The organism is Rhizobium sp. Rhizsp42, assembly GCF_047304155.1.
Classification (GTDB): Bacteria; Pseudomonadota; Alphaproteobacteria; order Rhizobiales; family Rhizobiaceae; genus Rhizobium.
This window is the reverse complement of the sequence record NZ_JBGLYS010000010.1, coordinates 26454-46037: the sequence shown is the minus strand read 5'-3', so window position 1 is coordinate 46037 and position 19584 is coordinate 26454. Positions and strand designations below refer to the sequence as shown.

The following is a 19584-nucleotide window of genomic DNA, read 5'->3' as shown; positions in this document are numbered from 1 at the left end:
AAAGGGCTATATGTTCGATTCATGAGTGGGGGCATCCCGCGATCTTGTCAGGCCATCGCGTGTTGTTGTACGGCGTGCAGGTCGTCCGTCACCCGGCTGGGCTCATCGCCGAGCGGCATGTTGTCGGTATCGCGCACGCCATCCAAGAGGCCGGCTTCGTCGGCGGCAAGCGATGCGAACAAGGGCGTCAGGTCACTCTGGCCCGCACCGACCTCGGCAACCAGTTCGAATTTCTTTCCGCGGGCATCATCGCACGTCAGGCTGTCAACCAGAACCTTGGCGATCTGTTTCCTGGCGACTACGCCATCGCTTGGCGTGCCGGACTGGCGCTTGTCGCCCTGAAGAAAGACGATCTTGTGCTGATCCTGTCCATTATAGTCGAACCAGCCTGGCCTTACGATCGTATATGGCATCCCGCTGGCGCGAACCAACCGTTCACCACGGCGCTTCCAGTCATGCGCCTCGGTGGACTGGTTGTAGCTACCGGTGCGGTTGGTCACACCGATCGATGTCATCAGGGCGATGCGCGCCTTGTTGCCACCAAGGGCGAAAAGCAGATTGCGAACGCCACCGTAGTCGACACGCTCGGAGCCGACCTTGCGGGCGCCGTCGGAACCATGCGTGAAGACCACCGCATCGATGTCCTGGACCGCACGGCTGAGCGATTCCGCCTCGGTCAGGTCACCAACTAATAGCTCGACATCATCGCCCAGCAATCTCCCCTTGCGTGTGTCGCGCACGAGCGCGCGCACGGTGTGGCCCTGGCTTATCGCTTCCGAAACGACATATCTTCCTACGCTGCCAGTGGCGCCAATGACGAGAATGTTGAAGGGCTTGTCCTGCATGATCCGTTCCTTCTCGATTGCGACAGGCGGCTCTAAAGTGAACATCTGACGGGAGCCGTACCACCGCAGCGGCAATTTAGCGCTGGCGATCCTACTCTATTAGATGCTAGGTTCGGCACGAACCTATGTTGCGGATTCATCAATGAGAAGAGACGAACTGGGCGACCTTGTCGCCTTCCTGACCGTTGCCGAAGAGCGCAGCTTCACCCGCGCCGCGGCCCATCTCGGAACCTCCCAGTCCGCGCTCAGCCACACTGTCAGACGGCTGGAAGAGCGCATGGGCCTTCGGCTGCTGACGAGAACGACCCGCAATGTCAGCCCGACCGACGCTGGCGAGCAACTGATAGAGACCTTGCGGCCGGCTTTCAGCGATATTCGGGATCGTGTCGCGTCGCTAAGTTCCATGCGTCAGAGCCCAGGCGGGCAGCTACGCATAACATCGAGCCGTCAGGCAGCCGAGAGCATTGTCATGCCGGCGGCAAAGAAGTTGATGAGGGACTATCCTGATATCAATATCGAGATCTCGATCGAGCAGCGGTTTGTCGACCTTGTCGCCGAACGTTTCGACGCAGGAGTTCGGCTTGGCGAACAGGTCGAGAAAGACATGATCGCTGTCAAGATCGGTCCTGAACTGCGCATGGTCGTGGCCGGGTCGCCAGAGTATTTCAAGAGCCATCGCGAGCCGCTGACACCACATGATTTGACGCAGCATCGCTGTATCAACCTGCGCCTGCCAACACTGGGCGGCCTCTACACCTGGGAATTCGAACAAAACAAGCGTCCGCTCAACGTACGCGTCGACGGCCAGTTCATCTGCAATGATGTGCCGATGATCGTCGATGCGGCGCTAAGCGGCCTTGGGCTCGCCTGCCTGCCGGATGATCACCTTGGTCCGTGGGTGAAGAAGGGAAAACTTATCTCGGTTCTCGAGGATTGGTGCCCGCTTTTTCCCGGCTATCATCTTTACTACCCAAGCCGCCGCCTCTCATCGCCTGCATTCGCCTTGCTTGTCGATGCATTGCGCTACCGTTGACGGATGATCCGGCTGCCGGTCAGATCGCAGGCTTGGTTGCGATCTGACACAGCTTTCACGCGCTTCCCGATGAGCGGATCCAGCCTGGGGGCAGGTCCAGCCGTTGGCGAAGATCGGCAGCGGTCGTGTTGGCGCGGACGCCGGGTGCACCCCGCTAAAACTTTCGACCTGCCAACAGGTTTCCGACGACAACCGGCTCGCAACCGGCGTCTCGATCCAACTGCGCGGCGATCTGAACGGCTTCCTGATCATCGCCTGCCAGGGGAACGCCGAGCTTGCGGGGAAATATCTGGCCGACGTCGGGCCGGCGCCTTGGCTGACCGCCTCTCGAGATATGGCGGTGCTCGATCCGCTCGGCGGATTGCATATATCACGGACAACCTTGCCCTGGATGGACTAACGTAGATCGACGCCAGTGCGGCAAGCGCGTCACAAGGGACAGCAAAGAGCGGGATTTCACCAAAGGCGGCGGCGTCCGCAGTAGGGCCGTTCGATTCCCAAAGTCCGCGCAAAGAAAACAACGACTACACCAGAGTTGAGCTTGGTGAACGAGCTTCATTCCGTGGTGACATTGTCGTCGGTAATTTGCGCACCTTTTGCATAGTCGGGCGAAGGCGCTCTATCTCTTTGCCCGCGTCCTCCGCGAGATCCCTGCTGCGATAGCAGTCCATGAAACATACTTATGCCGGACGACGGAGTTGTGTGATGATGTCGCCAGTTCGGCACCTCCGATCTGTACGGGCGATGGCACACGAACGACTGATGTTCTCACAGAAATGGTTCCATAGTATCTTCAATCGATCATCAATGAGGGCAACAGCATGACTTTTGACATCGAGGCACTCAGGATCGCCGCGGAGCGATGCACCAAAGCCCACGCTGCCTATATGGCGAACGAGGACGGCGAAGAGGAGGCTCGCCTCTCTGATGAGCTCGAAGATGCCGACGAAAAGCTTGAGGCGTTCGGGGAGATTGCGCCGATAATTCTTGAGCTGATCCGACGGATCGATAGCAAGTAGAGCCGGGTTAGGTGCATCGCCATCCTCCGGGTTACCGGGCGGCGGCGCCGAGTAGAGCCGAACCGCTTTCTTCGCGCCGAACCCCGGCCGCCTTTGCTTCACGCATCAAACGTATATCTTCTTCTGCCTCGACTGAGAGCTTGAAACTCATGAGTTGCTGGCGCGAACCATGGCTTCGGCAAAGCGTTGTTCCTTGGATCGAGTACCGACGCCACTTTCAAGCCCGTCGTCGACGAGGCGCTGCATTGCGGCAATCTTGTCATTGCGCGACTGGTCCCGCCTGATCAGATCCCGCACGTAGTCGCTGGCATTGGAGTATCGCCCAGTTTTGGTTTGCGCCTCGACCCAGTCCTTCATCGGGTCAGGGAGAGAGACGTTCATCGTCGCCATAGCTAGCCTCCGTCTATCCGATCTACATAACTGATCTTGGCAAACCTTGTCAAAATCTAAGGGTTGGCTGCTAAATGAAGAAGGGCGGTCAAATACAGCTACCTTGACGGAGGAAGGGTGTCGCGGCGAGCGATCCGGCCCTTTAATAAAGCGGCCAGCCAGTCTCCGCGCCCAATCGACCCGCGCATTGTGCGAATTGCCGCATATCTCTTCGCGGTGAACAATACCAGCACAGATTGCATGTTCGTTGTTGACCAGTTCTGGCTTGCCACGATCCAAGCCGTCTTGCACCAATCCCGTTAAGCATGACAACCAGAACATCTGGGTGATCCAAGCCAACGGGGAGAGCCTGCCCATGCTCAGAGACAAAGGCAATTCCGCGCTTCCGTCAAAACCCAGCCGGTACAAGGGTCATGCCTTTCCCATAAAGCCAAGAATGTGACGTTATATTGCGTCAGAATGCACGGCATTTTGGGGAGATGGCTTGATGAGCCTGGCACAATATGCAGACGATGGCATATTCTCGCCACGTAAATTTGCAGAAACCTTACGCACGACGAGCGAGGAAATCGCACGCACGGCAGGGCTTGGGCGCGATGCCATCCAACGCAAGGATCGCATTCGATCCGACAAGACGCAGCGCCGCCTGCGTGAAGTCGCGGAAATCATGAACAAGGTCGAGCCACGTTTCGGCTCGGCGTTGATGGCCTATGCCTGGTATCGCTCAGAGCCCTTGCCTGGATTCTCCGGTTTCACTGCCATGCAATTGGGGAGAGACGGTCGTGCTGAGGATGTTCTCGACTACATCGACGCCGTCGATGCTGGCATTCACGCATGAACTCTTAAATGCAGTTTGGGGGAACACTTTATCGAGCGCTCAATCCATTCCACGCACGAGAACCACTGTCTGGTCGTGGCGCGCAACTTTATGGTGGGCGCTTCAATCTGAAAGGAACACCGGCGCTCTATACCTCGTTGTCGGTGATGACTGCTTTACGGCAGGCCAATCAGGTTGGATCGCTGCAGCCAACGACACTCGTATCTTACAGTGCCGAAATAGACAGGGTGTTTGATTGCAGGGACGCGCAAGCTCTGCTCGCTGAAGGGATTGATGAGGCCGTGCTTGCCGGTCCCGCATGGCGAGAGCAGATGAGGGCGAATGGCGCGGCCGAGACGCAGATTTTCGCACGAAAGCTGGCCGACAGCGGCTATCGGGCCCTCCTCGTTCCGAGCTTCGCGCATGGCGCGACGAAAAAGGATCTCAACCTGGTGCTATGGAAATGGAGTGGTGCGATGCCCAGCCGTATCACTCTTATCGACGATGAGGGGCGACTGTCGCGCTAGTCTAGCAGCGTCCGCCGCGGCACGGCTTATCATTGGCCACAGTCAGACGGTCCCGTCACCCTCTCAACGCCTTCTCGGAAACTGCATCGAACAGTTGCACTTTCGTCAGGTCTGGTGCGATCGAAATTAAGTCGCCGGCTCGCAGCGCAAGACGGTCCCGGACGGTTGCCACGATCTGCACGTTGCCAAGGCCGGCCGTGATCTGCGTTTCAGCGCCGGTTGGTTCGATCAAGGTGACGTCAGCCTGCGCGCCACCCTGGTTGATCGTCAGATGTTCCGGGCGGATGCCATAGATAACCTGCTGGCCGCGGGTGAATGGAACGTGGGCGGGGATGGGCAGCCTCGCACCTCCGTTGGCGACGAACTCGATAGGACCGTCGGCACTGATCTGGCCCTTGATGAAATTCATCCCCGGCGAACCGATGAAGCCGGCAACGAAGAGGTTGGCCGGGCTGTCGTAGAGGTCGAGCGGCGATCCGATCTGCTCGACATGACCATCGCGCATGACGACGATCTTGTCCGCCATGGTCATCGCCTCGATCTGGTCGTGCGTAACGTAGATGGTGGTGGTTTTGAGGCGCTGGTGCAGTTGCTTGATTTCCGAGCGCATCTGGACGCGCAGCTTGGCATCCAGGTTGGACAATGGCTCGTCAAACAGGAAGACCTGCGGCTGGCGAACGATAGCGCGCCCCATGGCAACGCGTTGGCGCTGGCCGCCGGACAGGTTTCTTGGATGGCGGTCGAGCAGTTTTTCCAGCCCGAGAATTTGAGCTGCTTCACGCACGCGTGCCTTGATCTCTTCTTTCGGTGCCTTCGCCAACCTCAGGGAAAAGCCCATGTTGGCCTCCACCGTCATATGCGGATAAAGAGCATAAGACTGGAACACCATGGCGATGTCGCGCTCCTTAGGCGCGACGTCGTTGACGACACGCCCACCGATCGAGATGCGTCCGCCGGAAATCTCCTCCAGGCCCGCGATCATCCGCAGAAGGGTGGATTTTCCGCAGCCCGAGGGACCGACAAGAATGACGAACTCGCCGTCCTGAATGTCGATATCGACCCCATGAAGGATTTCCAGGTGACCGTAGTTCTTGCGGGCATTCGCGACGCTGACTGACGCCATAATTCTCTCCGACTGAAACTGTGTGACGTGCGGCCGCCGTACCTGCAGCCTGCCGCACCACTTGAAATTTACTGGCTGGCCGTGGCCGTGGAATAGGGCCCGAGCGCCGCATCGATTGCGGCGAGGCAAAGATCGCGAGCTCGTGGCGCCACGCGTCCTGTCACGACGTCAGGATAAACACGAGCGAGATACTGGCTGATCAGCGTTTCCGGGATCGGATCGGGAAGCGCTTTCATCAGCGTTTCCACCGCGCCGGCAGCCTGCCTGTCGGGCCAATAGTAGCGGATACGGTCGCTGTAGCTGAAGTGACGCTGCAGCCTCAGTTCCTCGGCCGACCCTGTGTAGTGACCCGCCCAATGTCGCGGCTGGCTCAACATGATCGCGTCCATCTCGGCATGCAGGCTATCCGACCCGCCATCAAGTACGTGCCTGATGGCATCAAGCCCGTAGAGCGCCTCGCGCAGTGCGAAGGTCAAGCCGGGACCGACTTTCAGGATGGCGAAACCGTCATCGACGAGAGCCGAAAGCTCGGCAACGGTCTGGTAGTCCGTCGAATGGGCCTCGAAGAGGAGTCCCGGCATCCGGGAAAGCGACGACGCCAATCCCCGGGCGCGGTCCGGCTTGTAAAGGACGACATTCGCATTCCCAAACTCGACGCCTGGCTGGACGACGATCCCGATCACGCGGTCCATGGCCGCTCCGGCGCCAGCCTTCTCGAAAGCCGATGCGTGGATGGCGAGCGTCTTCAGGGCGGCATCGGGAGAGGTGACCTCAAGCTCCTTGATCGCATGCGTCGCGCCGCCGGGTGGAGGGACCTCGGTGCCGATGATATACACCGGAGGCCGTTGCCAAATCCGGCGTGCCGTTTCCTCCGCGACCCGTGCCAGACGTGCCGCCCTTTCGGCGGTTACCTCGTCGTCGAGCGCCGGCGGTTCCCCAGCGCATCCCATCGACGTGTCAAGATGCAGCTTTTCGAATCCCGCCTCGACATAAGCCGCGACCATTGCCTCGGCTCGAGCCATGGCTTCGTCCGCACCCAGCTTCTTCCAGGGATTGGGACCAAGATGATCGCCGCCGAGGATGATCCTCTCCAGTGGGAAACCGACCTCCGTGGCGATCCGCTCAATGAACCGCCGGAAGGCTGCCGGGGTCATGCCCGTATAACCGCCTTCCTGGTTGACCTGGTTGCAGGTGGCCTCGATGAGGACCACGGTGCCTTCCCGTGCCGCCCGCCGCAAGGCGGCCTCGATCACGAGTGGATGGGCCGAGCACACTGACGTTATGCCGCGCGGCAAGGCTTGTTGGCGCGCGCCAAAAAGCTTGGAGAGCGCGCGCTCACGATTTTGATCGAGGGCGTCGCTCATACCAGCGTTACAACCTTGGTCAGGTGTCGCGGCGATACCGTGTCTATGCCTCTCGATTGCGCGACACGCTCACCGAGCATCTGCAGGGCAGGGAGAATGACGAGTGCGGCGAGCGAAAGATCGGCGTCGACAGTGAGTTCGATATCGCCAGGTCCGCCCAGGCCGATGACGATAGCGCCCTTTTCCCGCAGCTCTTCGACGAGTTTGGCTTCGGCATCCTTCTGGTCGGTGCTGTAGAGCATGACGGTCGCGGTTTTCTCGTCCACAAGGCTGATTGGGCCATGGCGATATTCAAGCGGATGGAAGGGCTGGGTCAGGACCTGGCTCATTTCCATCAGCTTCAGCGCGCCTTCGGCGGCCAGGCCGAAAAGCGGACCGCCGCCAAGAAAAACGAAATGGCTGCGATCGAGAACCTGTTTGCTGAGCGAAGCGTCGAGCGCATCAGCGAGCTCTTTTGCGGATGCCACGGCCGATGCGGGGATCTCATGGCCGATCATCTGCAAGCCAAGCAGCAGCATGAGGCTGGCCGAGACCGACATGACGATGCCTTCCTCGCTGTGGGTCGGCGAGGCGACGACGTCGTCGCTGCATTTTGCAAGCGAGCTCTCGGCCTCGACGGTCAGCGCGGTGACGAAGGCGCCGTTTTCCCGGCTCTTCTTGGCGGCAGCGACCGTCTCGGTCGTTTCACCGCTGCGCGAGATCGCGACGACATGCGTGTTCTTCCAGTCCGGCCAGAAGAATGATGGACGATTGAGCCATTCAGCGCCAGGCACGGCGATCGCACGACGACCGGCATTGTTCGCATGGGCCGCCAGCGACATGGCGAGGTAGTAGGATGTTCCGCAGCCGACATAGACGAGCACGTCGTCGCGCGTGGTCGCGGTGTTAGAGCCCAGTGCCTTCTCCCAGAAGGGGAACTGCTCGCGGATGACTTTTTCGGTCGTGTTCATGGTGGCTCCGATTACTTGACCGAGCCGGCCAGCAGACCGCTGACGAGGTATCGGTTGAGGAAGATGACGACGAGGGCGGGGATGACGATCGCGATGGAACCGCTAGCCGTGATCAGCCCGTAATCGATGAAGTTTTTCGTGACGAACTCGGGAATGAGAACAGTCAGTGGCTTGGTCGCCTGCGGCGAGAATATGAGGGGCACGAGATATTGCCCCCAGGCGCCGAGGAAGGTGAGGATCGCGGCAGCGGTCAGGCCGGGACCGGCCAGCGGCAGCACGATGTTGAAGAAGATGTAGAGACGTCCCGCGCCATCGAGCTGCGCGGCTTCCTCCAGCGCCAGGGGCAGGGCCTCGAAGACGCTGCGCAGTAGCCAGAGCGAGAGCGGCAGGTAGGCCGAGACATAGATCAGGGCGACGCCGACATAGGTATCGACGAGATGCATCTTGATCATGATCTGGTAGAGCGGGATCAGCACCGCATAGGCCGGGATCGCCAGCGTCGCGACCACAAGGCCGAAGAGCGCGTTGCGGCCGGGGAAGCGTATGCGGGTGAAGGCGTAGGCGCCCAGCGCGGAAATGGCCACGCAAAGGAGCGTCGCGGCCGCCGAGGTGACGACGCTGTTCAAGAGCGCCGCGCGAAACTGCCGCCACACCTCAACGCCGCCGATACGATCGACGTTGATGCCGAGCAGCCGAGAGTAGTGATCTAGCGTGAAATGTTGAGGGAAGAAGTTGATTGGCCGGACGGAGAAGTCGTCCGTCGGCGTCACCGAACTGGCGACCGTCCAGTAGATCGGACCGAGCGACCAGATCAATAGCACGGCGACGCCGATCCATATCATCAGGCGATAAAGAAGGGTGGGTTTCATCAGTCGAACCGTGTGTTGCGATAGACCCGAAGGACGTAAATGAGCGAGACGAGAAGCGAGACGAAGGTGATGACGACGGAAAGCGCCATGCCGTATGAGAACCGCAAGTTCTGGAAGGTCTCCAGATAAATCTGCACGAGGATCGGTCGCGTCTCGAGACTGGAGCCGGCAAGAACCCAGGCCTCGTCGAAAAGATTGAAGGCGTTAACCGTGGCGTTGGTCATGGCAACCGCGATCGCGCTACGAACAAGCGGAAGCGTGACAAGCGCGAACATCTGCGGGCGTGTCGCGCCATCGATGCGTGCCGCTTCATAAAGATGCGAGGGAATGCTCTGCATCGCCGCGAGAACGATGACGATCGTCAGCGGCATCATGCGCCAGACATGCACGACGGTGACGGCAATGATCGCGCTCGTCCGGTCGTTGAACCAGACGTGGTTTTCGAAGGGAAGGCCGAGCGAGGTGAGGATGCCGTTCAGCAGGCCCGCGCCAGGCTGATAGATCCATAGCCAGATCACGGAGTTGACGACACCGGGAAGCGCCCAGGGAAGAATGACCGCCGCGAGAACCCACTGCCGGCCGACCTTCAACTGATTGATCAGCGAGGCGGCGAGCACGCCGAAGACCGTTTCCGCGAGCACTGCGAGCACGACATAGATGAGCGTGTTGACCCAGGTCGTGCCGAGCTGCGCGTCCGACAACATGCGCGTGTAGTTTTCCAGGCCGACGAAGGGCGTGCCGGCCTGCATCGGATTGACCCGGTGAAGGCTGTCCCAAAGCGTTCGCGCCATAGGATAGAAGACGAGCGCCGTCATGGTGATGAGAATGGGCGACACCAGCAGCACGCCGAGAATGGTGTCGGCATTCAAGCCGACACCCTTCTTGGCCGCGGTCTCCTTATAGGCGACAGCAGTCATTGCGCCATCGCCTGCTTGGCGGCGTAGGCGATGCTTTCGACAGCCTGGTCAACGCTCATCTGACCCTTGGCAGCGCTGTTGATCGCGGTGTTCACGCCGCTGGAGAACTGCGGGTACCAAGGGGGCGTGCCCTGCGGGAACAGCGCCTCGACCGTCTTAGACTGCGCCACGAGCGCATCGCCGCTGTTCAGCTTGCCTTCCGAGTTGAGCTCGGCCAGTGCCGACGTGCGGGTCGGCAGGAAGCCGTTCGCCATGTTCTTCTTCTGGAATTCGCGGCTCGTGAACCACTTGACGAAGGCAACAGCCGCTTCCTTGTTGGGCGAGACGTTCGGGATCGCAAGCGCCTCCGGCAGGCCGAAGCTGCGAGTCTCGCCACTTTCGGTCGGAACCAGGATCGCCTCGACCTGACCGGCGACCTTGGACTGCTTGGGATCGTTCATCTGTCCAAGACGGCCGGGTTCGCCCGAGATCATGATGCTGGTCAGACCCTGAGAGAACATACCCTCGTTGATCTGGCTATCCTTGAGACCGGTGGAAGCCGGATCGACCAGGCCTTCCTTCAAAAGCATCAGTTCGAATGCCAGCGCCTTGTAGCCGGCGGAACCGGGCTTGGTGAAGAGCGGGTTGAAATCCTTGTCGAACAGCTCGCCGCCAAATGCCTTGGTCAGCAAGTACCAGCTCGTTGAGGCACCCTCTGTCGCGGACACCGGCAGGCCGATCGGATAGGTGGCAATGCCCTTTTCCTTGATTTTCTTGGCCGCTGCCACCAGCTGGTCGAGCGTCTTCGGGGTCTCGGTGATGCCGGCATCCGCGAAATGCTTCTTGTTGATGAGCATCACGCGGAAGTCGTTCGAATAGGGGACGCCAAGCAGCTTTCCATCGACCGTGAAGATCTTGGCAACGCCGATGTCCTTGGTGGAGTCCGCGTCTATCACATCGTTAAGCGGCATATACCAGTCGGCTGCCGCGAACTGGCCCGTCCAGGACCAGTCGAACTCGGTCACGTCGGCCGGCGCCGTGCCGGCAACCAGTGCCGTCACCAGCTTCGGGCGGATGTCGTCCCAGGAAAGCGTCTGCAGGTCGACGTGGATGCCAGTTTCGGCTTCGAACGCGGCGGCGATATCTGGCCCCTGCGGCGACGGCATCAATACGGTGATCGATTCACCGGCAAGCGGCTTGTCTTGCGCGGCCGCCGGAAGAGCGACGGCCAGGGCGGCTGAAGCGAGCAGTGATAAGATTGTTTTACGCATGTTCCCATCCTTCTTTGTTATCAAGAATTTACGTGATTTTATTGCGCAAACGCCGCATTTGCCGATGCGACGACGTGCCCGATCCAGCCTTCGTCCATGGGCCAGTCGAGAAGTTGGGCGGCAGCGAAGAGCGCTCCGCCGATCGGGGGTAGTTTCGGAGCAATCGGGGGGCGACCGATGCGTCGCTCGAGGGCTTTCAAAAGGATCGTGCTTCGGAACGTGCCGCCGGCAAATGTCCAGTCGGCTCCCGGTTCACAGTGGCCGGCGATCGCACGGTGGTGCTTGGCGAGCTCGTCCGCCGCGAGGTCGAGGAGAACAATGGCGGCCGTGTCGCCGTTTAGTGCGGCCTTGTCGACCACGGCGGACAGCGCAGCGATGCTTGACCGTTTCGCATCAGACGTCGCCCAGGCACCGAGGCTGTCCATCGGGTTGGTTGGGTCGAGTTGAAGGTGATCAAAGACAGCCTTTGCCAAGGCGGTCGGCGGCAGACGTCCATCCAGGCTCTGGCTGACAAGATTGAGCGCCAGCCTGCCGATCCAGTAGCTGCTGCCTTCGTCGCCGATGATGTCGCCCCAGCCGCCGGTCCGGGCGGCTTCGCCCCCTGCATTGCGCGCCCAGGCCATGGAACCGGTTCCAGAGAGTACGAGAATACCCGACTTGCCGGCGAGCGCGCCGAGATGGGCGGCATCGACATCGTTGAGAACGCGTGTCCGCGCATTCGGGAAGGCTTGCGCGATGGTTTCTTCCAACTGTTGGGAAAGATGGGCGACCTCTCCGTAAACAGGCAACGCGGCCGCCACGGCGGTCAATCGCCTTTCGCCGCGAAACGGTTCGATCCGCGCCTCGAGTTCGATCCGCCAGGCTGGATTGTCCATGGCGTTGACGCCACCACCCAAACCGGTACGAAGGATGCGTCCGCTGCGATCGGCAAGCGCCACCATCACCTTTGTGCCGCCGCCGTCGATGCCGAGGATCAGGTCGGTGCTCAAGACTTCGCTCCCTGGTCGGCGAAAATTGTCTCGACGGCAAGGTCGCCAAGCTGCGCGCGCCAGTCCTTCGACAGATCGGCATCGGTGATCAGCTTGGCACTGTTCAGCGGCGCCACCTTGTAGGTTGCCGTCGTGCCGAATTTCGAGGAGTCCGCGAGTACGAAGCGATGGCTGGATCGGGTGAGCATCTTCCGATTGAGGCTCGCTTCGGCGCTGTCCACGCTATAGATCGCGCCATCATTGCTCACCGCGCTCGCGCCGAGAAACAGCTGGTCGAACCAGATCGTTTCCAGCATGGCTTCGGCCTGGGGGCCGACGAGCGATGCATTTTCGCTGCGCAACTGCCCGCCGAGCAGGACGACGTCGAGGTTCGGGACGTTCATGAACTCCTGCGCCACGATCAGGCCGTTGGTGAAGATGCGCAGCGGCATGGGATTGATGCGGATCAGCTTGGCCAGTTGGAGCACCGTCGTGCCGGCATCGAGGAAGATTGCGGTGCGGGGGTGAAGCCGCTCGTAGGCCGCATTGGCAATAGCGCGCTTGGCCGCCAATTGACGCTTCTCGCGCTCCTGAAACGCGAGTTCCACCGAGGACCCTTCGGCGATGCGGGCACCGCCGTGTACCCGATCGATCGCACCAGCCTCCTGCAAAAGCTGCAGATCGCGCCGCACGGTCGCGAGCGAGGCGCCGACCGCATCCGCGATGTCCTGGATCGTGGAAAATCCGTTCGCATACAGATGACTGCGGATGAGGTCTTGCCGATCGGTCTTGAGGCCGCCGCTCTGGTTCAAGGCATGCTCCCTTTTTGGCTTTATAATTTCAATCAGGTTTTCATTTGAAAAGATCAATGTCAATCACTATTATGATTTTTTATGATCGTTTTCCTTGCGCACAAAGAAAACGGCGCCTTAAACAAGGCGCCGCTGAAAACGGTAGGGGTGTGCTCAGTGATACTTTGGCAGCAGGTCGCCGTGTTGGTCTATGAGATCGTCCACCATGTGCCAGATTTCATCGGGCGACAGCTCGGCGGATGTGTGCGGATCGAGCAGCGCGGCCTGGTAGATCCGGTCCCGCTTACCGGTCAGTGCGGCCTCTACGGTCAGTTCCTGCACCGAAATGCTTAATCGCATGACGGCCGCGAGCTGCGATGGAATCCTGCCGATCCGCGTCGGCTGGATGCCATTGCGGTCGACATGGCAGGGCACCTCGACGATGCATTCCGGCGAAAGATTCTCGATCAGGCCGTTGTTCGGAACATTGCCATAGATCAGCGCCGGCTTTCCGGTCACGACCGCGTGGATGATGCCGGCGGCATACTCGTTGCTGCGGCACACCTCGATCGGCTTGCCACCCTCGAGGTCCTTGCGCAACGCATGCCATTCGCCGATCTGCACCTCGCATCGGCGGATATACTCATCGAGCGGTATGTTGAGTTGCTCCACCAGTTCCGGCCGGCGATCCTTGATGTACCAGGACGTATATTCCGAGAAGTGCTCGCTGGATTCGGTGACGAAATGGCCGAGCCGTTTCAGGGCATCGAAACGGACACGATCGTCGGCGGGAACCTTGCCCTCATCCGCCAGCGCCTTCAGCCTCGGATAGAGATCTTCGCGGCCACCATTCGCTCCGATCTTCTCGTATTTGAGAAAGAACGCGATGTGATTGATACCGGCGGAGACGTAGTTGATGTCGTCGACATTCTCTCCAAGGCACTTTGCAAGGTGGCCGGCGGTGTGTTGCACGCTATGGCACAGGCCTACATTGCGGATGGTCGGAGCGATCTCCTTGATGGCCCAGCAGTTGATCGCCATCGGGTTGACATACTGCATCAACAACGCATTCGGGCACACCTCCTCCATGTCGTGGCAAATGGCCTCGAGTACCGGGATTGTTCTGAGACCCCGGAAGATACCGCCGATGCCGAGGGTATCGGCAATCGTCTGTCGCAAGCCGTATTTCTTCGGCACCTCGAAATCCGTGACCGTTGCTGGCTTGTAGCCACCGACCTGCATCATCAAGATAACGAAGTCCGAGCCCTTGAGTGCCTCGCGACGATTGAGCGTCGCCTTAATCCGCACCGAGGGCAACTTCAGCGCCTCACATATGCGTCGCGCGACAATCTCAGACGTCTTCAGACGCTCCGGATCTATGTCGAAAAGGCTGATTACATAATCATGGTCGGACGAGGTCGATAGCACGTCGCCCAGAATGTTCTGGGCAAAGACTGTGCTTCCGGCTCCGACGAGGCAAATCTTTGGCATAAGGTTCTCCTTTGATGAGATCGACCTTTCATGCCCCTTTTAATTGGGACTTTCTTCTCGATAATAGGGAAATTATTCTCGGATCGGAGCAGACAACGGTGAACGGAGAAGAAGCTGGTACGCAAGGCAAGTGGCTCGGCTCACCACGCGACTTTCTCGTTGAAGAGCATATGGCGGATACGATGACGTCAGCGCATTGGCACGATCACATCGAGATCAATCTGCTTCGCGAAGGCTCGATGACCTACCTTTTCAACGGAAAGCAGGAACATGTCGAGGCGGGGCGTCTGGTCTTGTTCTGGGCGGCGATCCCCCATCAGACGATTGTCGTGACGCCACAATCACCACTCGTCTGCGCCTATCTTCCGCTCGCGGACTTTCTGGCAATGCCGATCGAGGCAACCGCCAGACAGGCCATCCTGCAAGGGGCGTTCATACAGGAGCCCAATCCCGCCGAAGGCGCGACGCTTTCAGGCGCCCGGTGGGTCCGTGAATGGTCCATTGGCGATCAGGCGCGGCGGCAACTGGTCAGCGATGAGGTTGCTCTTCGTGTGCGCCGGCTTATCCTTGACCATGCAGACGCTGGCATCACCCGCCGCGAAGCGACGGCGCTCGCCGGTCCGGGTATACGCTATACGCAGGCTCTCACGCAAATAATCAGTAAGCGCTACCGTGAACCACTGACCCTCGCATCGATCGCAAAGCTAGCTCGCGTGCATCCCACAACCGCCAACAGGGCGTTTCGCAACGTGCTAGGGATATCTGTCATGGAGTACCTGACGCGGTTTCGGTTGTCGCGTGCCATGCAACGGCTGGCGGAGACTGACGACCCGATCCTTGAGATCGCACATGACTGTGGTTTCGGTTCCCCCGCGCGTTTCTACGCTGTTTTCAAACACCATACGGAAGACACCCCTCGCAACTTTCGCATGATGATGCGGATGAGAGCGGGCTAAGCTATGTGTTCGATTTGTTGAGCCAACTCCCTTTCGGCCGTCGGAAGCGAACCATTGATCGTCTAGGCGCAGATAGATCCATATCAATTTCCGAAATCAGTCTTCCGGCTAGATGACGGTAGAAACGAGCAGAAAGGCCGCCTCTCACGAAGGCGGCCTCGATCTCTTGTGCTCGTGCACAGAGCAATCGCTACTACGCATTGTTGTTCGTGCGACCCGAGACTTTCGACCAGCCCAAGGCGTGATAGAGCACGATCGCACCGATCGCTTCGGTGCCGATGCCGTCGAGCATGAATCCTGCGACTTCAAGCTTGAAGTTGCCGGCGCCAAGCACGAGCACGACGCCGACCGACGCCTCTTGAGCAACTGATCGTATCAGAATGATGCCAGGGTCGCGGGAAGAAAAAGGGCCGACGGCGAAAGCCGCGGCCCATAAAGTTTGAAGGTCAAAAAACCTCCAGAGGGGAACAGCCAATGCGACGGAACTGGGAGGAAACCGTCATATGCATTAGCTGTAGGCGTTATGCCTGAATATTGACCACCTGGAAAACATTTATTGTGCAATGCAGCTATGCAGTGGCCGCGAGGGCAATGGCGGGCGACGATATGAGGCGACGCATTTTAATGTCCACATGAAGGAAGTTGCCGGTTGCCGGGGTCATCCACAACCCATAGACTGTGGCAATGATATGGATCACCGAAATCCAAACCGGGGGAGCCCTCAATGACCCAACAGTCAATCTTCGAGCTTCGTCGGCTTCGAAACATCGAAGCCAATCTCGGGACGTTGCGTGTGGTGGGCGCAACCCTGCCGATCTGGATTATCGGCGTCCCGCTGGTGGATTTGTTCCCTACTCACGGCAAGGGATTTGCATCCACGGTCTTTGCGATCACATCCATTTTTTTCATACTGGCAATTGCTCGTCACGTGCTTTGCAGCTGGATCGTGGGTCCCGACCATCGATTTTTCAACGACGCTCGGCGAGTTGCAGTCTTCATCGATCGCACTAGGGAACGCGGCTACATCCCCCTGCGCGGACCATCCAAGCTGTTCCAATTGAAGGCGCTCAACCTGCTCCTCCTGCTTATCGGTTGGGCAACCCTGCTGTCGTTCATTCTTGGTGGATACCGATATCTGATCGACGGCTTGAGCGCCGGGCAACCGTGGCCGACCTATGCCGGAGTGATCTTCGAATGGGGAATGCCGGCTGCCATGCTGAGCTGCATCTGGCTCGCAATCCGCGGCAGCGTACGGGTGGTCCGTAGCACCGACCCCAACGATCTTCCATTGAAGCAGTCTCAAAACGACCCGAACAGACACTAACCGTCGAAACGGCTCGTCTATGCCGCAGGATAAAGGGAGGTCAAGCGAACCTTCCGGACTGTTTCACCACGTCGTTCCAGTCCTCGGCGGCCTGTCGCAATCGACGATATGAGCAGCCGACATCCTGCGCCAGAGCGCGCAGTCGATCTGCGAAAACGTCACCCTGAGAATTGTTATCGCTCGCTGCGACCAATTGAGTATCGGGGCGCTCGCCAAGCACCGAACCTTATGGCTATTCCGTCACCCAGCCCGAACAGGTTGCGCTTGGCCGCACGATCGGCGCCCTTTTGGAACTTGAGCTGAGGAATTTGACCAAGACCTTCGAGGAGATGCGCTCCGACAAAGTACGCCAGGCCGCCGAACTGATCGGCGCGGCTTCGTCACAATGTGATGAACCTCGGCATCAATCAGGGATCGTGGGCCGAGGACCCTTGCCATGACCGGCCCGAAGGACGTGCTGATCCTGGTGACGCTGCCGCCACATCAGCCGATTTCGCGGCCGATTCTCAGCTGCCGCGACGAGCCGTCTCAATGTCATCACCATCACCGACCGCACCTCGATGCTGGAGGCTCAGCGTTATTCCAATGTCGTTCTGTCCTGCCATGTCGCGAGCTTCGCCCTCGGTCCTTCGCATACGACAATCCTCAGCACGGTAAGACTTCTGGCACCGACCTACGCTGCTCACACCGGTCGATCCGCGCAGCAGCGCGCCGAAATCATTTCGGCCATCCACGAAGAATTGGCCGATTTCGGCTGAGACGCTTGCTCGCAGCCGGGCCTTTCCGGCGTTGAGGACTGATGATCCGTTCGAGCTGGCAAACCAAACAACTTGCCACATCGCGTGAGAGAGTTGACGCAATTGAGGTAAGCAAAGCATAGGTGGGGCAGAAGCGCCTGCCTTGATCGACCGGCTCGCGGGATCGACGCGCGATCGGCTCGTGACCGACCAGAAAGTCTCTCATCGCCGGTCACCCGAAACCTTCCTCTCCATTGTTGCAAATTAGGCAACTAAATCGAAAGCATTAGTGCAATTGTTTGCGTCCCTCGATCCGTGGCAATTTCCAGTCATCAGCCGAGCAACAGCGTCGTCTGAAGCTTGAAACGACAAGATTACGGGATATGAAATGACCGAGATTTTTTCTTCCATGACGCGTCGCGGCGCACTGCTCTCCGCCGGCGCGGCCGCAACGACCATGGCAATCTCACCCGCCTTTACATTCGCAGCGAGCGCTGCGCCCGCAAACACTAAAACAGAAGGAAATACTGAAATGGCTACCATCACCACCAAGGACGGCGTCGAAATCTTCTACAAGGATTGGGGTCCGAAGGACGCACAGCCAATCGTCTTCCACCACGGCTGGCCGCTGTCGTCGGATGACTGGGACGCGCAGATGCTGTTCTTCCTGTCGAAGGGTTACCGCGTCGTTGCCCATGATCGCCGCGGTCACGGCCGCTCCGCCCAGGTTGCCGACGGACACGACATGGACCACTACGCAGCCGACGCATTTGCCGTCGTCCAGGCGCTCGACCTGAAGAACGCCGTCCATATCGGCCATTCCACCGGCGGCGGTGAAGTTGCTCGCTATGTCGCGAAGTTCGGCCAGCCGGCCGGCCGTGTCGCCAAGGCTGTTCTGGTATCGGCCGTTCCGCCGCTGATGCTGAAGACCGAAAGCAACCCCGAGGGTCTGCCGATCGAAGTGTTCGATGGCTTCCGTGCCGCGCTTGCCGCCAACCGCGCGCAGTTCTTCCGCGATGTGCCGGCCGGCCCCTTCTACGGTTTCAACCGTGATGGCGCCAAGGTTCAGGAAGGCGTGATCCAGAATTGGTGGCGCCAGGGCATGATGGGCGGCGCCAAGGCGCACTATGACGGCATCAAGGCCTTCTCCGAAACGGACCAGACGCAAGACCTGAAGGCGATCACCGTTCCGACGCTTGTCCTGCACGGCGAAGACGACCAGATCGTACCGATCGCGGACTCCGCGCTGAAGTCGGCCAAGCTTCTGAAGAACGGTTCGCTGAAGACCTACCCGGGCTTCTCGCACGGCATGCTGACTGTCAATGCCGATGTGCTGAACGCCGACTTGCTCGCTTTCGTGCAGTCCTAACGAAAAGACCTGGCCGTGGCGGACACCCGCCACGGCCAGTTGCTCCATTTCCTTGACCTGATACAGATCGATACCACCATGCAGCTGACGCCCGAACTTGTTGCCCTGACCATCCGAGATGTTCGTGATGACGGACCGGAGCCGGGCTGGACGCCGCTTTCGGAAGCTGAGCTTGACGATCTCGTCGATAGGATTGAACGCGAAGCGGCAGGTGAGCCTCTTCTCGTCTTTGCCTATGGGTCCCTGATCTGGAACCCGGAGTTCGAACCCGCCAGCCGCGAACGAGCAACCGCTTATGGCTGGCACAGGTCGTTCTCCTTGAAAATTCAGCGCTGGCGCGCAACCAGCGACCAGCCCGGGCTGATGATGGCGCTTGAGCGCGGCGGCCAGTGCGATGGTATCGCCTTCGAGCTTTCAGCCGATCGCCGCCGCCAGGATCTGCGCGCGCTCGTCGCGCGCGAGATCAAGTATAGTGAAGTGATCGACATGGTGCGCTGGCTTCCGGTCAGAACTGAACGCGGCGCCAAAAAAGCCCTGACATTCTGGGCCAGCACCAAGCGGGCCGGACTGACGAAACCGCTGCCGGCGGCGGAAGCTTCCTCGCTGATCGCGGCAGCCTGCGGTCAGGGCGGCTCCTGCGCCGAGTATCTACACAACACGATCGTCGATCTTCAGGCGGAGGGCATCCGCGACCGTAACCTATGGCGCCTGCAGGCGCTGGTCGCAGCCGAGATTTTGGCGCGGCGGAACGCGTAGCCCATTGTGCTTACCGGCAACCTGCCAGGAGGCGATGGCGTTGATACGATTTTACTAATCGCATTGGTCGCGGTAGCATGATCGCGGT

General features: G+C 59.6%; 22 protein-coding genes and 1 pseudogene. 10 read left to right on the top strand and 13 right to left on the bottom strand.

The window, feature by feature from the left end:
• Positions 1-47: 47 nt before the first annotated feature.
• Positions 48-845 (bottom strand): SDR family oxidoreductase, encoded by a 798-nt coding sequence (locus ACCD05_RS12140; protein WP_413392883.1) that lies wholly within the window; start codon positions 843-845, stop codon positions 48-50.
• 142 nt (positions 846-987) lie between these two features.
• Between ACCD05_RS12140 and ACCD05_RS12135 the strand changes: the two genes are divergently transcribed.
• From ACCD05_RS12135 to ACCD05_RS12125, 3 genes are all read left to right on the top strand, one after another.
• Entirely contained in the window at positions 988-1878 is an 891-nt protein-coding gene (locus ACCD05_RS12135) for a LysR family transcriptional regulator (RefSeq protein WP_413392881.1), read from the top strand.
• Positions 1879-1981: 103 nt separating this feature from the next.
• The gene (locus ACCD05_RS12130) at positions 1982-2278 is read left to right on the top strand and encodes a hypothetical protein (RefSeq protein ID WP_413392879.1); all 297 of its coding nucleotides are present in this window, start codon (positions 1982-1984) and stop codon (positions 2276-2278) included.
• Between the two features lie 421 nt (positions 2279-2699).
• Positions 2700-2897 (top strand): hypothetical protein, encoded by a 198-nt coding sequence (locus tag ACCD05_RS12125; RefSeq protein WP_413392877.1) that lies wholly within the window; start codon positions 2700-2702, stop codon positions 2895-2897.
• A gap of 147 nt (positions 2898-3044) precedes the next feature.
• On the opposite strand, the gene ACCD05_RS12120 is transcribed toward ACCD05_RS12125, so the two are convergent.
• Positions 3045-3287 carry a type II toxin-antitoxin system ParD family antitoxin gene (locus ACCD05_RS12120; RefSeq protein ID WP_413393073.1) on the bottom strand — a complete coding sequence of 81 codons (243 nt, stop codon included), beginning with the start codon at positions 3285-3287 and terminating at the stop codon, positions 3045-3047.
• 487 nt (positions 3288-3774) lie between these two features.
• Here ACCD05_RS12120 and ACCD05_RS12115 point away from each other — a divergent pair, with 487 nt between their 5' ends.
• Positions 3775-4125: a hypothetical protein gene (locus ACCD05_RS12115; protein ID WP_413392875.1), complete on the top strand. Its 351-nt coding sequence runs from the start codon at positions 3775-3777 to the stop codon at positions 4123-4125.
• An 8-nt stretch (positions 4126-4133) separates the two neighbouring features.
• The gene (locus ACCD05_RS12110; protein WP_413392873.1) at positions 4134-4631 is read left to right on the top strand and encodes an RES family NAD+ phosphorylase; all 498 of its coding nucleotides are present in this window, start codon (positions 4134-4136) and stop codon (positions 4629-4631) included.
• Positions 4632-4686: 55 nt separating this feature from the next.
• Here ACCD05_RS12110 and ACCD05_RS12105 read toward each other — a convergent pair whose 3' ends face one another.
• The 9 genes from ACCD05_RS12105 to ACCD05_RS12065 form a co-directional block, all read right to left on the bottom strand.
• Positions 4687-5754: an ABC transporter ATP-binding protein gene (locus ACCD05_RS12105; RefSeq protein WP_413392871.1), complete on the bottom strand. Its 1068-nt coding sequence runs from the start codon at positions 5752-5754 to the stop codon at positions 4687-4689.
• Positions 5755-5822: 68 nt separating this feature from the next.
• Positions 5823-7118 carry a D-tagatose-bisphosphate aldolase, class II, non-catalytic subunit gene (locus tag ACCD05_RS12100; protein WP_413392868.1) on the bottom strand — a complete coding sequence of 432 codons (1296 nt, stop codon included), beginning with the start codon at positions 7116-7118 and terminating at the stop codon, positions 5823-5825.
• Positions 7115-8068: an SIS domain-containing protein gene (locus tag ACCD05_RS12095; protein WP_413392866.1), complete on the bottom strand. Its 954-nt coding sequence runs from the start codon at positions 8066-8068 to the stop codon at positions 7115-7117. The genes ACCD05_RS12100 and ACCD05_RS12095 overlap by 4 nt, the downstream gene beginning before the upstream one ends.
• 11 nt (positions 8069-8079) lie before the next feature.
• Complete coding sequence (locus ACCD05_RS12090; RefSeq protein ID WP_111564560.1) at positions 8080-8937, bottom strand: carbohydrate ABC transporter permease; 858 nt, start codon at positions 8935-8937, stop codon at positions 8080-8082.
• Entirely contained in the window at positions 8937-9854 is a 918-nt protein-coding gene (locus ACCD05_RS12085) for a carbohydrate ABC transporter permease (RefSeq protein ID WP_111564561.1), read from the bottom strand. The genes ACCD05_RS12090 and ACCD05_RS12085 overlap by 1 nt, the downstream gene beginning before the upstream one ends.
• Complete coding sequence (locus tag ACCD05_RS12080) at positions 9851-11104, bottom strand: ABC transporter substrate-binding protein (protein WP_413392863.1); 1254 nt, start codon at positions 11102-11104, stop codon at positions 9851-9853. The genes ACCD05_RS12085 and ACCD05_RS12080 overlap by 4 nt, the downstream gene beginning before the upstream one ends.
• Before the next feature lie 38 nt (positions 11105-11142).
• A complete protein-coding gene (locus ACCD05_RS12075; RefSeq protein WP_413392861.1) occupies positions 11143-12093 on the bottom strand; it encodes an N-acetylglucosamine kinase in 951 nt (316 codons plus the stop codon).
• A complete protein-coding gene (locus tag ACCD05_RS12070) occupies positions 12090-12884 on the bottom strand; it encodes a DeoR/GlpR family DNA-binding transcription regulator (RefSeq protein ID WP_413392859.1) in 795 nt (264 codons plus the stop codon). Before ACCD05_RS12070 ends, ACCD05_RS12075 begins: the two co-directional genes overlap by 4 nt.
• A 153-nt stretch (positions 12885-13037) precedes the next feature.
• Positions 13038-14354 (bottom strand): alpha-glucosidase/alpha-galactosidase, encoded by a 1317-nt coding sequence (locus tag ACCD05_RS12065; protein WP_413392857.1) that lies wholly within the window; start codon positions 14352-14354, stop codon positions 13038-13040.
• A gap of 14 nt (positions 14355-14368) precedes the next feature.
• On the opposite strand from ACCD05_RS12065, the gene ACCD05_RS12060 reads away from it, so the two are divergent.
• On the top strand, positions 14369-15310 hold the full coding sequence (locus ACCD05_RS12060; protein WP_413392855.1) for a helix-turn-helix domain-containing protein: 942 nt from the start codon (positions 14369-14371) through the stop codon (positions 15308-15310).
• Between the two features lie 193 nt (positions 15311-15503).
• Here ACCD05_RS12060 and ACCD05_RS12055 read toward each other — a convergent pair.
• Positions 15504-15662: pseudogene (locus ACCD05_RS12055) on the bottom strand (pyrimidine utilization transport protein G); the annotation flags it as partial.
• Positions 15663-16034: 372 nt separating this feature from the next.
• Between ACCD05_RS12055 and ACCD05_RS12050 the strand changes: the two are divergent.
• Complete coding sequence (locus ACCD05_RS12050; RefSeq protein WP_413392853.1) at positions 16035-16634, top strand: hypothetical protein; 600 nt, start codon at positions 16035-16037, stop codon at positions 16632-16634.
• 40 nt (positions 16635-16674) lie between these two features.
• Here ACCD05_RS12050 and ACCD05_RS12045 read toward each other — a convergent pair whose 3' ends face one another.
• The gene (locus ACCD05_RS12045; protein ID WP_413392851.1) at positions 16675-16854 is read right to left on the bottom strand and encodes a toprim domain-containing protein; all 180 of its coding nucleotides are present in this window, start codon (positions 16852-16854) and stop codon (positions 16675-16677) included.
• A 340-nt stretch (positions 16855-17194) separates the two neighbouring features.
• Here ACCD05_RS12045 and ACCD05_RS12040 point away from each other — a divergent pair, with 340 nt between their 5' ends.
• The 3 genes from ACCD05_RS12040 (at position 17195) to ACCD05_RS12030 (ending at position 19496) form a co-directional block, all read left to right on the top strand.
• Positions 17195-17392: a hypothetical protein gene (locus ACCD05_RS12040; protein WP_413392849.1), complete on the top strand. Its 198-nt coding sequence runs from the start codon at positions 17195-17197 to the stop codon at positions 17390-17392.
• A gap of 511 nt (positions 17393-17903) precedes the next feature.
• Complete coding sequence (locus tag ACCD05_RS12035; RefSeq protein WP_413392847.1) at positions 17904-18740, top strand: alpha/beta fold hydrolase; 837 nt, start codon at positions 17904-17906, stop codon at positions 18738-18740.
• A gap of 78 nt (positions 18741-18818) precedes the next feature.
• Positions 18819-19496 carry a gamma-glutamylcyclotransferase gene (locus tag ACCD05_RS12030; protein WP_413393071.1) on the top strand — a complete coding sequence of 226 codons (678 nt, stop codon included), beginning with the start codon at positions 18819-18821 and terminating at the stop codon, positions 19494-19496.
• Positions 19497-19584 lie beyond the last annotated feature (88 nt).